14 protein-coding genes are annotated in these 13,898 nt (G+C 65.8%); 6 read left to right on the plus strand and 8 right to left on the minus strand.

From position 1 onward, the window contains the following. Nucleotides 1–687: 687 nt before the first annotated feature. The 3 genes from A5724_RS24140 to A5724_RS24150 form a co-directional block, all read right to left on the minus strand. On the minus strand, nucleotides 688–1,143 hold the full coding sequence (locus tag A5724_RS24140) for a hypothetical protein (protein WP_067808379.1): 456 nt from the start codon (nucleotides 1,141–1,143) through the stop codon (nucleotides 688–690). A gap of 37 nt (nucleotides 1,144–1,180) precedes the next feature. Beyond that, nucleotides 1,181–2,512, minus strand: a complete 1,332-nt coding sequence (locus A5724_RS24145) for an alpha/beta hydrolase (protein ID WP_067808380.1) — start codon at nucleotides 2,510–2,512, stop codon at nucleotides 1,181–1,183. 314 nt (nucleotides 2,513–2,826) lie between these two features. Beyond that, nucleotides 2,827–3,618, minus strand: a complete 792-nt coding sequence (locus A5724_RS24150) for a DUF4239 domain-containing protein (protein WP_067808382.1) — start codon at nucleotides 3,616–3,618, stop codon at nucleotides 2,827–2,829. Between the two features lie 130 nt (nucleotides 3,619–3,748). On the opposite strand from A5724_RS24150, the gene A5724_RS24155 reads away from it, so the two are divergent. After that, nucleotides 3,749–4,222 carry a hypothetical protein gene (locus A5724_RS24155; protein WP_067808384.1) on the plus strand — a complete coding sequence of 158 codons (474 nt, stop codon included), beginning with the start codon at nucleotides 3,749–3,751 and terminating at the stop codon, nucleotides 4,220–4,222. A 44-nt stretch (nucleotides 4,223–4,266) separates the two neighbouring features. Here A5724_RS24155 and A5724_RS24160 read toward each other — a convergent pair whose 3' ends face one another. From A5724_RS24160 to A5724_RS24170, 3 genes are read right to left on the minus strand one after another with little or no spacing between them, the layout of a single operon-like run. After that, entirely contained in the window at nucleotides 4,267–4,794 is a 528-nt protein-coding gene (locus A5724_RS24160; protein ID WP_067808386.1) for an LppA family lipoprotein, read from the minus strand. Continuing rightward, nucleotides 4,791–6,437, minus strand: coding sequence for an alpha/beta hydrolase (locus A5724_RS24165; RefSeq protein WP_067808388.1), 1,647 nt, complete (start codon nucleotides 6,435–6,437; stop codon nucleotides 4,791–4,793). Before A5724_RS24165 ends, A5724_RS24160 begins: the two co-directional genes overlap by 4 nt. 2 nt (nucleotides 6,438–6,439) lie before the next feature. Continuing rightward, nucleotides 6,440–6,739 (minus strand): type VII secretion target, encoded by a 300-nt coding sequence (locus A5724_RS24170; protein WP_156752431.1) that lies wholly within the window; start codon nucleotides 6,737–6,739, stop codon nucleotides 6,440–6,442. A 94-nt stretch (nucleotides 6,740–6,833) separates the two neighbouring features. Between A5724_RS24170 and A5724_RS24175 the strand changes: the two genes are divergently transcribed. From A5724_RS24175 to A5724_RS24185, 3 genes are all read left to right on the plus strand, one after another. Further along, nucleotides 6,834–8,198, plus strand: coding sequence for a flavin monoamine oxidase family protein (locus A5724_RS24175; RefSeq protein ID WP_067808392.1), 1,365 nt, complete (start codon nucleotides 6,834–6,836; stop codon nucleotides 8,196–8,198). Between the two features lie 197 nt (nucleotides 8,199–8,395). Beyond that, complete coding sequence (locus A5724_RS24180; protein WP_067808394.1) at nucleotides 8,396–8,611, plus strand: hypothetical protein; 216 nt, start codon at nucleotides 8,396–8,398, stop codon at nucleotides 8,609–8,611. A gap of 27 nt (nucleotides 8,612–8,638) precedes the next feature. Next, nucleotides 8,639–9,742, plus strand: coding sequence for a hypothetical protein (locus tag A5724_RS24185; protein WP_067808396.1), 1,104 nt, complete (start codon nucleotides 8,639–8,641; stop codon nucleotides 9,740–9,742). A 13-nt stretch (nucleotides 9,743–9,755) separates the two neighbouring features. Here the strand turns inward: A5724_RS24185 and A5724_RS33900 are convergent, their stop codons facing one another. Further along, nucleotides 9,756–9,914 carry a hypothetical protein gene (locus tag A5724_RS33900; protein WP_156752432.1) on the minus strand — a complete coding sequence of 53 codons (159 nt, stop codon included), beginning with the start codon at nucleotides 9,912–9,914 and terminating at the stop codon, nucleotides 9,756–9,758. Nucleotides 9,915–10,020: 106 nt separating this feature from the next. Between A5724_RS33900 and A5724_RS24190 the strand changes: the two genes are divergently transcribed. Beyond that, nucleotides 10,021–10,719: a GAF and ANTAR domain-containing protein gene (locus A5724_RS24190; RefSeq protein WP_067808399.1), complete on the plus strand. Its 699-nt coding sequence runs from the start codon at nucleotides 10,021–10,023 to the stop codon at nucleotides 10,717–10,719. A gap of 238 nt (nucleotides 10,720–10,957) precedes the next feature. Here the strand turns inward: A5724_RS24190 and A5724_RS24195 are convergent, their stop codons facing one another. Next, nucleotides 10,958–12,199 (minus strand): septum formation family protein, encoded by a 1,242-nt coding sequence (locus A5724_RS24195; RefSeq protein WP_197518770.1) that lies wholly within the window; start codon nucleotides 12,197–12,199, stop codon nucleotides 10,958–10,960. A 285-nt stretch (nucleotides 12,200–12,484) separates the two neighbouring features. Between A5724_RS24195 and A5724_RS24200 the strand changes: the two genes are divergently transcribed. Next, the gene (locus A5724_RS24200) at nucleotides 12,485–13,894 is read left to right on the plus strand and encodes a DUF4185 domain-containing protein (RefSeq protein ID WP_067808403.1); all 1,410 of its coding nucleotides are present in this window, start codon (nucleotides 12,485–12,487) and stop codon (nucleotides 13,892–13,894) included. Nucleotides 13,895–13,898 lie beyond the last annotated feature (4 nt).

Consider the following 13,898-nt stretch of genomic DNA (forward strand, 5'->3'; position numbering starts at 1 on the left):
TGTCTTTTTTCTGTCTGGGGGGGGGGGGGGGGGGGGGGGGGGGGGGCGCTGCGACCGGAGGGTGCGCCGTCGACGGTGCACTGGTGCTGGTGGGCATGCCCGGATACTCGGCAGTGCTGGGCGAGCATCCCGTCGTGAGTCCGAGCACCACCACGCCGACGGCGAGGAGCTTTCGTGGCAGACGACCCACACGGGTATGGTCGCACTGCCCTCGGCGGAGTCACAACACTGAACCAAGCCGACATTTCCCCCGTCACCAGATATGATCGACAGCGGGTCGGTACAACAGAAATGGCTAGTGACTCTAGCCCCAGGCGACAAACTTTCTGTGCTCATTGGCTCAGAGTCATAGCCATGGATTCCGCAGGGAGTTGCCATGGGCTACCTGAAAATCATGGGCATGGCCAGCGCGCTGGCCGTTACCGGGCTCGGGCTGACGACGGGTGTGGCAAATGCTGACGCGCCATTCGCTGCTCCGGCAGTCACGACATCGATCCACGGTGGAATCCCGTTGGATAACTGGGGCTATGGGCCTGGCTACGACTGGGGTGGCGCCCCGGGTTACCCCTGGGCCGGTGCGCCCGGATACGGCTATGGGCCAAACGTGGGCTACTACGGACCGTGCGCATGGATACCACCAGTTGTGTCCGTGTGGATACCTCCCGCGGTGTGCGGGGGCTGACGCACTCAGCGCAGCCGATCAGTGATGTCGGTGCCGACCGTCTTGCCGTCAAGGCGGTGATCCGTCAGGTTGCGGCACAGCCCGCACAGGGTCGCTGAGCCACGCCCGGAGGCGGCCGCCCTGTCGATGATCGCCATGACCGTTGCGGTGTGTACGACCACACCCGGCGGACACGTTCCCGGCGGCGGGCCGTCGGCCCAACCCTGACTGACCATTGCCAGGGCGATGCCCGAGAAATAGTCATCCGGTTCCATCCCGCCAGGCACCGCGAAACTCATCTCCACCCGCCCCCGAAACGGGGCCACGCCTTGGTCGTTGCAGGACTCGAAAGCGAAACCGCCGGTGACATCCATCAGGCCGGCCGCCCTGACGATCTCCCTGGCCGGTTCGATCACCTGCGCCATCGCCTCCGCGTCGGACAGCGTCGAACCCTCAAAACTATCCGGTTGTGTTGGAAACATCCAAGAGTCTCCTTCTCATGTTGGTGCCGTTGCCGACTCACTGACGTGCCGCCTCCGGGTCGATGTACGCGGGCGTGCCAGGGATTCGAGTGTCGATGTGCGGCAATCGAATTCGTCCTAGCCCGGGAATAGTCAGCTCACGTGGCGTGGTGAAGTGTGGTTGGCGTCTGCCTCGCGCCACCAAGCCTTCCCGCGAGAGCGCATCACCGTCACCCGTGACGATATGCGTCATGCTGCGCAGCGCCTCCCCACCCACGTCGTAGTAGTGCGAATGGTCGCGCAGGTTCAACGCGTGGGCGCCCGGCACCTCGGCCTTGAAGCGGACCGAGCCGAAGCCGTCGCCGGCCGGGTCGATGCCCAGCCCTGCGTAGCGGCCGAACGGATGACCAAGCCATTCGTTCAGCTTGTTCGGCACGCTGCCCGAGGCCCCGATCCAACTCACCGGATCGGTCGACGCCGCACCGACATACACCTCGCCGCCGTCGAGTTGAAAGTCGGCGGCTCGACGGGCCAGGTCTGTGCCCGGAGTTCCCAACAGTATTGCGTCATTCGCGCGCATACCGCTGCCGGCGAAGGCGTCCGCGACAGTCGTTGCCCCATAAGAGTGCCCGATCACGCTCAGATGCGGTGCAGTTGCACTGTCGCGCGTCGCCCACAGACCGTTGACGTCCTGGGCCAACCGCGCGCCGCCCTCACGTGCCAGCCACGGCGTCCCGATTCGCTGATCGTCGAAACCGTCCGGAGCGTCGTATCCCATCCATGCGATCACCGATGTGTCAACGTCCGGTTGCGCAACCACCGTCCGGTCATACAGATTGATCGCGGCGTTGTGCCCTGCAGACAGCCAGCCACCCGCGACGCTGCTACCCGCTCCCGGCACGACGACCGCGATGTCTTCCGACGTGTCGGGGTTGCCGATCGCGATCGCAGCACGGCCTTGCCCGTTGAACGCCACCGGGTCGTACGCCCACAACATCACCGGCCGCGGATTGCCGGGGTCGGATCCCCTGTCGTGGTCCAGGCCGCTCTTGGCCTGGCCGGCGTTGCGATAACGCACGACATCGTCGTTTGAGAGCCCGTACTGCGGAGGGCTTTTCATGACGGCGTCGACCGGTACGTCGAGGCGGCCCGCGACGTCCGCAACACGGGCCAGGTCGTCGTTCATCACCGCGGTGTTGATCGTGTCACGCACGATTGCCGGAATTCCGTTGAGATTACCCAGGGCCGGCGGATGCTCGGCGATCAGCCGATCGCGCGCCGGCTGGCTCAACGATGCCCACCATGCGCTGACTTCGTCGGCGTTGGCGTCGAACGGGACCGCAGCCGCTGCCGCGGCTGTTCGCGGATCTACCCTGATCGGATCTGGCATGGTGGCGTGTGTTGAAGGTACCGCAATATGTGCCGAACCTTAACGCCCGGCCCGCGTACACAGAAAGGACTGGCGCGCATCAAGATTCGTCGAGTGTCCGCACTTCTGAGAGGGGATGTTACGGCTTGCGTGGGACCGGTCGTGCGATGGTCCATACCCTGGCTTCCGCCCATTCTTCAACCACCGATCCTGTACTACCCGCGGGTGCAAAACCCGCCGTGGTATCCCCACCCGAAGGGCCCGTGGGTCGGCGGATCCCGACATGGGCATCGGGGCGGTGATCAGCAGCGCCTTCCACTCGGGTCATGACCCGCTCACGTCCCCCGGTCGACCGAGTCGAAAACATTCAGCGATTGCTCGAACGGCGCAGAAGTCACCCCTAGCTCGTTGCCGAAGGGATGGTCCAGCCAGAAGACGATGAACAGCAGCAAGCCCAGCAGGACGGCGACCGCGCTCAGCAACCCGAAATGCGCGCGAAGACTGCCAAGCCGCATGAACCCCCCGAGGCCCAGCAGAACGACGCCGCCGAAAAGCAGCCCGGTCCACAGCAGCCCCGGGATCCGCGGCTTGGCGTCGAGGATTCGCTGGTTGCGCTGCGACGCCAAAGTCGTTAGCTGGTCGAGGAACTTCTGACTGATCGGGCTCGACCCAACGCTGGACTTCTCGCCGCCGAGCACTCTGTACATCTCATTGAGCGCATCGCGGGCTGTTTCCGTCCCCGTGCCGGCGCGCATCGCATTCGCCCACTCGGGACCCGCGATGGCATCCGTGTATTTGCGCAGCAGCACCCGCATCTGGGTCTGCTCTTCGGCGGGCATGCCGACTGTCTGGCGGTACATCGTGATCAAAGTGGACGCCTCGTTGGAGACATTGGTCTCCGCAGACGAGAACTGCTCCCAGGCGACCACGATCACGAATCCAAGCAGTGCGCCGTAGACGAGGCCGACGCAGGTCAAGAACGGCGACAGCGCCCCGTTGTGCCCTTCACTGACCGGTTCAGAAAGGGTGCGATCCGCCAGCCACATGCTGGCGGCCGCGACGGCTACCGCCGCGACAAGGGACAGCACCAGAAGAAGCCACAACCCCGCTAAACCGTAGTCGCCCATCGCGTGTCCTCCGCACCTTCTGCGCCATGCCTGCGCGTGGATACCCGCCAGCCTGCCCAACTAGGCTTCTCGGCCGCTCGACTTCGGTGGATGCGCCTGCTTGCCGATCTGATGGTGGTAGGGAGAACGAGTGGATCTCCCGAGTTGGGTCGTCGGCCTCACGCTCACCGTGCTGACCATCGCGATACACACCACCGCGGTGGTGTTCATGGCGCTCGGCCTGGAGACGAGGATTCGCGCCAGAGTCGACGAACGACCTGCTCTGCGGCGCGCCATTCCGACCGTGATCATGCACATCGCAACCATCGCACTCATGCTGACCGCTTTGCACGGATTGGAGGGCGTGTTGTGGGCCTTGGCGTATTGGTGGCTCGGCGCGCTCGATTCATTCGGACAAGCATCCGTCTACGCCCTATCCACCATGACCACCTTCGAACTACCGGGACTGACATTGCCGCCCCGGTTCCGGATGATCAGTGCACTGGAGGCGGTGAACGGCGTGCTGTTGTTCGGCATCAGCACCGCGTTCCTCTTCGCCGTAATACAGGTCCACTGGCAGCCGCTCTCCCGCCGCCACGGCCACCCGGCCGCCGGTCGCGATTAGACCAGCTGCATCCGAAACACCGGATTCTGCAACAATTTTAGCTGTTAGCTCTTGCTCAATCGGCAATCGGACTTGGCCGTGAGCGTGGATGCCTTCTGCGTGCCCAGCCGAAATTCGACGCCGTCGGGCCCGGCGAGGTAGATGTCGTGATCGCCGGGATTGTCCTTGAACGTCCCGAATTGCGTCGCGCCCTGTTGCGCGGCACCGTCTTTGACGATCTGCAGCGCCTGCGGCCAGACATTGTCCGGAATCGGCCCGCTGAACACCGCCATGACGTAAGCCTGCTTTCCCTTCGTCTGTGCATAGTCGCCGCCACAACCCACCCACGTGGTCTGCTCGATGTGCCACGTCGTGCCCGGCGTCAGCGCCGCGATGTCCGCGGCCATCTTCTGCACCGCCGCTTGGTATTCCGTCTGCGCGGATTCCAGAGACGGCTTGGCTTGCAGCTTCTGTTCGAGCTGGGTCGGGTCAGCTGGTTTCACACTGGTCTCCCCCGTACTGGTCGACGAGCCGCACGCGGTCATGCACAGCGCTCCAATGAGCAGGCCCGCAGCCAACTTTCGTCGTGTCATCGGCGGGGCACCCCCGGTATCAATGGGGGCTGCGGCGCTGGGATCGGCGCCGGCGGCGGCGGCGCCATCGCCACGTTGTCGGGCAGGCCCGCCATCACCGCGGCCAGGTTGTAACCGGACATCCGCAACTGGTTGTCGCTTCCGAGCCGGGCGTAGTCCGAATGGGTCTGGACGCCCTCACGCAACACCCCGCCGGGGTCCAACCGGGCCTGCGCCGACAACTGCGGGAACATCCCGTCGTAGGGGTTGACGCCCCACCCGTGCAGCGGGGCCAACTCCGCGACGGCGGTTGCGATCGGATCATCCACACCGCGCATCACATAAGCATGCCCTGCGCCGAGCCCCAATTGGTCGGGACTGGTCAGCTCGAGGCCCGGTGACCCGTAGAACACCACGTCGTTGACCGGGTGCAGCCCTTGGGCATTGAGTTCCTGCAACGCCAACGACGACGTCAGCGACCCGTACGAATGTCCGAACAGCGTGATGTGTCCGGTCGGATTGTTGGCGCGTACCTGTTCCAGGTACGACGACAAGCTGTCAGCACCTGCGCGCGCCTGCCCGTCACCGATGGTCGCCAACGCGTCCCGCGGACTCAGCGTGTTCAGCGGGTTGGGCGGCGGGTCGTAGCCCATCCACGCGATGGTCGCCGCCGATCCGGGCATCCCGGCATTGCGCATCTGGCGTTCCGCCTCGAGTCGGAGGTTCTGCGCCTCGCTGACCATGCCCGGCAGGGTCTCCTGGGTATTCGAGCCGAGGCCGGGCACCGTGACCGAGACGTTGCGCGCGGTGTCGGGGTTCCCGACCGCGACCGCCGCCAGCACGTGCTTGCCGGTGGCGGTGCGCGGGTCGAATACGGTCAAGTACGTCTCGGGGGCTTTCCCGAGCGCGTCGTGCACCGCGTTCAGATCACCCAGATAGCTTTTGGTACTGGACAATTGATCTTTGAGCTCGTTGAGCCGGTCGTACGTCGCGGTGCTGTGGTCGCCGGTGGTGTAGGCCTGCCGGGCCAGCTCGTCGATCTGGTGTTGCAACTGGTCGACCCGCGCCTGGGTGCTGGCGCGTTCCCGCTCCAGCCGCGCTTCGTTGGCGTCGCTGGCGACCTGGGTGGGCGTCAACCCCCCGACCCCGACCGGCAGACCGGTCTGCGGGATCGGTGTCTTGCCGGTGGCCATGTTGATGGCCTGCGCCAGCTCGTCGTCTATGGCGGCGGCTTCGGCCAGTAGCGCGGCCAGCTGGGGTTGCAGCTCGGCTTCGGCAAGCGCCACGTCCGTCGCCGTCAGGCTCGAACCGGCCGCGGGGACAAAGGAATTGGATGCCGCGTCGAGTTCCATGCCCAGCTGGTGGGCGCGGTCGCGGAGGTTGGCCAACTTGCCCTTGAGGGCCTCGATGTCGTCGGCCGCCCGGTCGGCCGCCCGGGCCACCGCCAGGGCTTCGTTGCCGTGTGCGTCGAGGTCTTTACGGGTCTGTCCGATCGCATCTTTGGCGGCCGCCGACGCATCGCCGCCCCAGGTGCCGAACGCCGGGAGTTGCGCGATGCCGTTGGCGGCTTCCCTGGCGGCTTCGGCCCGACTGCGGGTGGCGTTGAAGACCTCGCGGACGTCCCCGGGGTTCCAGCGGTCGATATCGGCGACGGACAGCGTCACCGCTACAGCCCGAGATCGAGGTCGCTCGCCGTTTCGGTGTCGGTCTGTTGATAGGCGGCCGCGCCGGTGCGCAGGCCGTTCGAATGGTCGACCATGCGGCCGAAGATGGCCGTGGTGTCGGCCTGCCACTTGGCCACGGCGCCCGTCAACGCCGCCGCGGACCCGGCGGGCAAACCAGGTTGGGCCGATTCCATCCGGCCGTCCGCTTCGAATTGGCGGACCTTCATGGTGTCCGCATGGACGTCGACAGAGGCAGCGGACATGCGCAAGTCCTCGGGAGTAACCCTGACTTGGTCAGGCACGACCTCTCCTCATGTGCCGAGCAAATTGCGCCAGCAGCCAGCATAACCCCGCTGCGAGGGTGACAATGACACCAATTCGAGGCGAGGGGGCCCGATGGCCGACGTGGACTATTGCGTGGTGGGAGCCGGGTTCGCGGGGTTGACCGCCGCGCTGCGGCTGAAACAGGCGGGGCACTCGGTGGCGCTCCTGGAGGCCCGCGACCGGGTGGGCGGTCGCACGTTCACCGAAACGCGCGACGACGGCGTGTGGATCGACCGCGGCGGCGCCTGGATCGGCCCGGGCCAGGACGCCATCTATCGCTTGATGACCGAGTTCGGGGTGCCGAGCTACAAGCAGTACGTCGAGGGCGACGCGATGATGTTCGTCGACGGCAAGAAGTACCGATACCAGGGGACCATCCCGTTCTCGATGAACCCGTGGGCGGTGGCGAACATCGGCGCGGTGTTCCTGGAACTGACGCAGATGTGCAAGACGATCCCGGTCGAAGCTCCGTGGGCAGCGCCCAAGGCACGCAAATGGGATCAACTCAGCTGGGGCGCCTGGTTGGACAGGCACTCGTTGTCCAAGGCCGCGCACCAGTTGCTCGACTATTCCATCGCCGGGCTGTACACGTCGGCCGCCTCGGAGATCTCATTGCTGTTCGTGCTCTACCAGATGGCCTCGGCGGGCGGCCCGCGGTTCGTGCTGGGTGTCAAGGATGCCGCCGAGGACGCCAGACCGGTCGGGGGCATAGGCGCCATCCACCGGGCGGTCGCGGCCGAACTCGGCGACGCGATACATCTGTCGCAGCCGGTGCGCAGCATCAGTCAGGACGACGACGGGGTGAGTGTCCGGTCAGACGACATGTTGATCCGCGCGCTGCGCGCCGTCGTGGCGGTGCCGATCGCGATCGCAAGCCAAATCATCTACGAGCCAATGCTTTCGATGGACCGCTCGCTGCTGCACCAACGGATGCCGTCGGGGGCGGTGTACAAGATCGCACTGATCTATGACGAGCCGTTCTGGCGAGCCGACGGCCTGTCGGGTCAGTCGTTCGCACCGGGATCGATGGCCAACCTGACCATCGATTCCTGCACCGACACGGCGACACCCGGCGTGCTTACCGTCATCACGGAGGGACCCGTCGCGCGCCGAATGACCAAGCTGCCCGACGGCGAACGCAGGCAGGCGGTGCTGGCCGCGGTCGCCGAGCGGTTCGGCGACAAGGCGCGGATGCCGGTCGAGTACGTCGAACACAACTGGAGTGTTGAGCGCTACTCCGGCGGCGGCATGATCAGCCACACCCCGCCGGGCGTGCTCACCGAGTTCGGCCCCGCGTTACGCGAACCGTGCGGCCGCATCCATTGGGCAGGCACCGAAACATCGGCTGCCATGTACGGGTTCATCGACGGAGCGGTGCGCTCCGGCGAGCGGGCGGCCGCCGAGGTGATGGCGCGCGAAGCGATGACGGTGGCCTGACCGGCACCGGCGATCGCAGCGCCACCCAGCGCTTCAGCAAACGTAGGGAAACACCCGATTCCTGTCGGTGCAGATCCGAATAGCTTGGATTGCGGTGGGCCAGCCCTGTGGATTCCACCAGGTTAGGTCGCCTTCAGGATCAGAAGAAACCTTCTCTTGGACTCAGTGACCTTGTCGCCGGATGGGGAGATATTTCGATGCCTGGCAACCTGCCTGTCGCCGCCAGGGTGATTGCCTCGGCGACAGGCTCCGCCCTCCGCAGCGCTCTCGACCGGAACCCGAACGTAGTCACGGTTCACACCCAGTCGCGCATCAGTCTGACGTTGAACGCCAGCTGGTACTTCCTCGAGGACGAGGCAGATCACCGGCCGTCGATCAACAGCGGGTTCGTCCAAGGACCGCTCGGCGAATAGCGCACGTCAACAGCAGAAAGAAACCTCATGGTTTACCCGCAGTATCCTGACAACCAACCCGAGATCGTCCCGTGGCCTTCGGACTATGACGACCCAGATATCAACCGCGGCAAGCGAAGTCCGGTGCTGGCCGCTTCGGTTGCCGGCGTGGTCGCCGTGCTTGTGTTGGCGGTCGGAGTGGTGCTCGGCCTGCAGCTGAGCAGGCCGGATCCCTTGCCGCCGGTTCTTCCGAGCGCGGCGCCCTCGCCCAATGCGAGCGGGCCCAGCGCCGCGACGACGGTGCGGGAGCCCGCCAGCCGACAGGCTGAACGCAACCGTGCCCGGGAAGCCGAACGCCTGGACCGGTCGACCTACACACCGTTGACCGCGCGGGAATTCGCCATGATGGCCAAGAACCCAGACTCGTGGGCGGGCCGCAAGATCGTCGTGTACGGAGTGATCACGCAATTCGACGCGGCGACCGGGGCGACGGCGTTCCGCGCGGACACTGGTCCTTCGCCGACGACAGATCCGTACGACTACGACCAGAACACCCTTATTACTGCGCATGATGCGCGCATGGTCGCGAACTTCGTCGAAGACGACGTCGTGACGATGTTCGCGGAAGTCCAGGGTGCGGTTACCTATGACACCCAGATCGGCGGAAAGACCACGGTGCCATCGCTTTTGGCCAATATCGTCGAGACGACAAAGATCAGTTCGCCGCCGCGGACCTTGACTCCGACCCCGGTGACGCTTCCCGCCAGCGACATCGTTGGAGCGCAACTGCGCGCCGTCGCGGCAGGCGACCAGCCAGCGGTCGTCAACGCCGTCGCGGACCGCTGGGTGCCGCAGTTGAGTTCGAAACGGGTCGGCATGGTCGCAGAAGGCGCCACGTGGACAAACGAAATGATCTTGGCCGATCATCAACAGCTCCGAGCACGCTATCCCGACGTCCGACTGCTGTGGTCAGGCAGTTGGTCGACGTTCTCCGAATCGGACTTCTGGGTGACCATCGTCGGCGCCGGGTTTCCGACCGCCGATCAAGCCTTGGCGTGGTGCACTAGCAACGGCTTGGATCGCGATCACTGCTACGCCAAGTTGATCAGCACCACCCATGCAGTCGAAGGCAGTACGGCGTACAACAAGTAGTCCGTGGACAACCTCAGGCGGCGGGGTTGAAGTCCGAGACGTCGGCGGCCACCTCGATCGTGTCCGCTACCGTCGGCGCGCACGGCGCACACAGCCCGCTACCCCATGTCGGATATCCGCATGCCGGACAGATCGCCAATGCGCTGTCCTCAGCCGGAATATTGATCGCCACCGTCGTCCCTTTCGCCCGCTGGAAGTTATATATCCCCGCCCGGCGGAATCAAACCTGACGTGCCGATCCGGTCCGCTGTCGAGGCGGCCGACCTACGCTTTTATTCATGGGCGGTGATGTTCACCACCGGCTGGCACGCCTCCTCGGTGATCTAGCCGTCGACATGCAGGCGCAGAGTGGGACTGCGGACACGTTGCACACGATCGTCGACGCCGCCGCGCATATCGTGCCCGGCGCGCGGTGGGCGGGCATCTCGAGGATTCACGCACGCCGGGTCTTCGCCGAGGTTCCCACCGACCCGATCGTCGCCAAACTGGATGACCTGCAGTCCGAACTCGGTGATGGACCGTGCCTGACGGCGCTGCGGGAACACCAAACCGTCCACATCGCCGACATGACGACGGACCTCAGGTGGCCTCAATTCGCACAGCAGGCAACGGAGTTGGGCGTCCGCAGCCTGCTGTCATTCCAACTCTTCGTCCGCTCGGAGACCCTCGGCGCGCTGAATCTGTATGCAGGCGAGCCCGACGTCTTCTCCGACGATTCGGTGGACGTCGGCACGATCCTCGCCCAGCACGCGGCCGTCGCCATGATCGGTGCCACCGCGGAGACGAACTTCCAAGCCGCATTGGCCAGCCGCGACGTCATCGGACAGGCCAAGGGCTTGCTGATGCACCGCGACCACCTGACCGGGCTACAAGCGTTCAACCTGCTGGCCAAAGCGTCCAAGGAAACCAACATCAAGCTTGTCGACGTGGCGCGCTGGCTCGTCGAGGAGCATGAGGACGAAATGACGGGGCATTAAAGGGTCCGGCCCGGCAGACTTCTACCGAGCCGGACCTTGCGCGGGTTGGTCTGGCTCACCTCGACCGCGACCGTCCTTGTGGTAGACCGCGGGACCGTCGACCGCAACCGAACCAAACCGCTTGAGTGACAACACTTTGGCCGTGCCCGCCAAAACCGGTCCGCGAATTGTCCGCAGTCGGCGCACCACCATCGGCCCCAGCACCGGAATCCCGACGAAGACCGCGACCCAGCAAAGCCTACGGGGTGGCCGAGTCCGCAGCCCGCTCTGCCGGTAGCGCGCCCGACGCCGGGCCAGGCGCCACCGAGCCGACCATGTGGGGCACCGGCCCCGGCACCGTGGGTCCCGTCATGTGCGGGATCGGTCCTGGGGCCTCCGCGCCGTCCAGATGCGGCACCGCCGTCGGGCTCTGCGCGCCTGACATCTGCGGCACGGGCGCTGCGGGAGTGAAAGATTCGTCGGTTTCGTGGTTCACCCGGACCGGCACTTCGACGGCGGTCGACGGTGCCGGCGTCTCGCTTATCGGGGCGGCCGCCTCGACGGCGGCGGCCGGTTCGGCGGGCGCGGGCGGTTCGGGTGCTGGTGCGGGCAGTGCTACGCCGCGCCGCCCATCGACCACAACGCCGTCTTTCGCACTGCGCACCAACGTCGCCCACCCGCCGCCGTCTTTCGGCGCCCCGATGCGGCACGCCACCTTGCGGCTGCCCGCCGCCCATCCGGCCGCATCGATCGGCTGATAGCGCACCGACAGTCCGGTGTCCGCCAGCGGCACCGGCGCCAGGTACGCCGACGTCGCCGCACCACAGACCTCACGCACCACCGCGTCCTGAGCAGCGGTCGACGGCGCCGACTGACCGAAATGGGTGGAAAGGTCAACGGTCCGAGTGACTTCCAACGCATGGGGCAGACCGCACTCCACCGCGACGTCGGTCGTCTTGCCGTCCCGGATCCCAAGACAGGTGCCCGTCGGCCAGACGCGGGACTGGTCCTGGTCGACGACGCGGCCCTTGAACGACACCGATGCGACACCGTTGCTCGGCAACTGCAAGCCGCACATCGACTGGCCGGACACCGACGCCGCTCCGACGACGAAGCGCCCATTCGGTTCGTAGCGTGACCCGAGGCTGCGCTCGACCGCTTGCATGCAGGCCTGCTGGCCGTCAGGTGACGCCGCACCGACCACCTCGAATAGGTGCTCGTCGGAACAGTCGACCCGAGCGGCGCGCTCCGGCTCGCCGGGCGGCCAGGTGAGGCAGTCCCCGCCCGCTGCTGCGGTCGGTCCGTCGGCTGCCGAGCGGTCGGTCATATGCACGATGACGGCGACCGACGCCGCCACGACACCCACAGCCACGGCGATGAGCAGCAACTTCAGCGTCCACAGCGGAATGTCGCGTCGCGACTCGTCGACGGGTTCCTGCGCCGCGCGCACCGGTACCAGGTCGGTGGACACGTCGTCGGGCCAGCGCTGCCTCACAGACATCCACCGATGGGAACACACCAAATGTCCCCATGCGCGGTAAAGCAAAGATCCGTTATCGAACATTTAGCCCGTTTGGCCTGGAAACATGGCCCATTTGACGGCTCCGTCAGCAACCTGCTTGCTGATTGCTGACCGATTGCAGAATTACATCGATGTATAGCGACACGGTCACGGATGTATACCTATCAGCGCACCGATGATCACTTCGACACCAGTGATCACTACTGTCACAGCAGTCGACTCCTGACGTCAAAGCGACGTCATGCCCCCTGCGAAAGGTGTGTCATGTCGCCGCGTCCGCGAATCGCCTCGATCTCGGTGGCGTCCGCGATCGTGCTCTGTATCGCGATCGGGGTCGCCTCACCGACGAACGCGGAGCCTTGCACAGATGCCGCAGCAGCGGGGCAGCCTCAGGTCGAGGCGCCGGCCCAACCACTGCCCACCAACGGCGGCCCGCCACGAGGCCACCGGCCCGCGTACGCCAACACCGCCGCGCCACTGCCCAAGATCGGGCCCATCACCTCGGCGGTGATGAACCTGATGGGTCAGCGCTCCGCGCGCGTGCAGCAACAGGCGGCCGTCGCCCCGCCGCCCCCGCCTCCCGCCGCGGCCACCGAACCAGCGCCACCCATTGCGGCGCAACCTGTTCCGGAGGCAGCTCCCGCACCAGCACCCGCTGGGCCACCGTCACCGCCGGGAACGTCGCTCGTCGGCTGGGTGACTGGGCCGGAGAGCCCGAACAACACGCTGTCCCGGTTCGCCGTCTCCGGTACCGACCTGGGCATCATGTGGGACAACGGTTCTCACCAAGTTCTGATGGCGTTCGGCGACACGTCCGGCTACTGCAGCGTCCCCGGCCACCAGTGGCGGTACAACGTGCTGATGCGCAGCCAGGACGGCGGGTTGTCCAACACGGTCAATGTGGCGAACTCACCGATGTGGGCGCGCGGCATCTCGAAGCAGATCATCAACAGCACCAAATGGGCGCCCGACGAGACGGGCATCATCCCGACCGCAGGCATCTCGGTCGGCGGCAACCAGTACATCAACTACATGTCCATCAAGAGTTGGGATGCCAACGGCGCGTGGACAACCAACTACTCGGCGATCGCGGTGTCACCGGACAACGGTGAACGGTGGGGTGTTTACCCCGGGTCCGTCCGCACGCCGAGGCCGGACGCGATTCCCGGCGCCCGGCACGTCGCGGGGAATGAGAACTTCCAGCAGGGCGCGTTCCTCAAGCCGGGTCCCGGCGACCCCTACATCTATTCGTTCGGCACGCCCGCAGGCCGCGGCGGATCGGCATACGTCGCACGTGTCGCGCCGAGCGCGATCGCGGACGTGACCAAGTACGAGTACTGGAACTCCGACCAGAACGCCTGGGTGCCAGGCAATCCGGCGGCAGCGACGCCGGTGGTTCCCGGGCCGGTGGGCGAGATGTCGGCCCAATTCAACACCTACCTCAAGCAGTACCTGATGATGTATTGCAATGGCATGAACGACGTGGTCTTCAGGACGGCCTCCGCACCGCAGGGACCCTGGGGTCCCGAGCAGATGATCGTGCCGTCGATGCAGTTTCCCGGCGGCATCTATGCGCCGTTCCTGCATCCCTGGTCGACCGGCAGGGAACTGTATTTCAACCTGTCGGAGTGGACCGCCTACAACGTCATGCTGATGAAAACGGTTCTGCCGTAACGGG

It is taken from the genome of Mycobacterium sp. ACS1612 (assembly GCF_001667505.1).
In the GTDB taxonomy this organism is placed as follows: Bacteria; Actinomycetota; Actinomycetes; order Mycobacteriales; family Mycobacteriaceae; genus Mycobacterium.

Excerpts from the sequence above, each read along its gene's own strand:
- A5724_RS24140 (WP_067808379.1), bottom strand. The coding sequence starts at position 1,143 with ATGTTTCCAACACAACCGGATAGTTTTGAGGGTTCGACGCTGTCCGAC.
- A5724_RS24145 (WP_067808380.1), bottom strand. The coding sequence starts at position 2,512 with ATGCCAGATCCGATCAGGGTAGATCCGCGAACAGCCGCGGCAGCGGCT.
- A5724_RS24150 (WP_067808382.1), bottom strand. The coding sequence starts at position 3,618 with ATGGGCGACTACGGTTTAGCGGGGTTGTGGCTTCTTCTGGTGCTGTCC.
- A5724_RS24160 (WP_067808386.1), bottom strand. The coding sequence starts at position 4,794 with ATGACACGACGAAAGTTGGCTGCGGGCCTGCTCATTGGAGCGCTGTGC.
- A5724_RS24175 (WP_067808392.1), top strand. The coding sequence starts at position 6,834 with ATGGCCGACGTGGACTATTGCGTGGTGGGAGCCGGGTTCGCGGGGTTG.
- A5724_RS24180 (WP_067808394.1), top strand. The coding sequence starts at position 8,396 with ATGCCTGGCAACCTGCCTGTCGCCGCCAGGGTGATTGCCTCGGCGACA.
- A5724_RS24185 (WP_067808396.1), top strand. The coding sequence starts at position 8,639 with ATGGTTTACCCGCAGTATCCTGACAACCAACCCGAGATCGTCCCGTGG.
- A5724_RS24190 (WP_067808399.1), top strand. The coding sequence starts at position 10,021 with ATGGGCGGTGATGTTCACCACCGGCTGGCACGCCTCCTCGGTGATCTA.
- A5724_RS24195 (WP_197518770.1), bottom strand. The coding sequence starts at position 12,199 with ATGTCTGTGAGGCAGCGCTGGCCCGACGACGTGTCCACCGACCTGGTA.
- A5724_RS24200 (WP_067808403.1), top strand. The coding sequence starts at position 12,485 with ATGTCGCCGCGTCCGCGAATCGCCTCGATCTCGGTGGCGTCCGCGATC.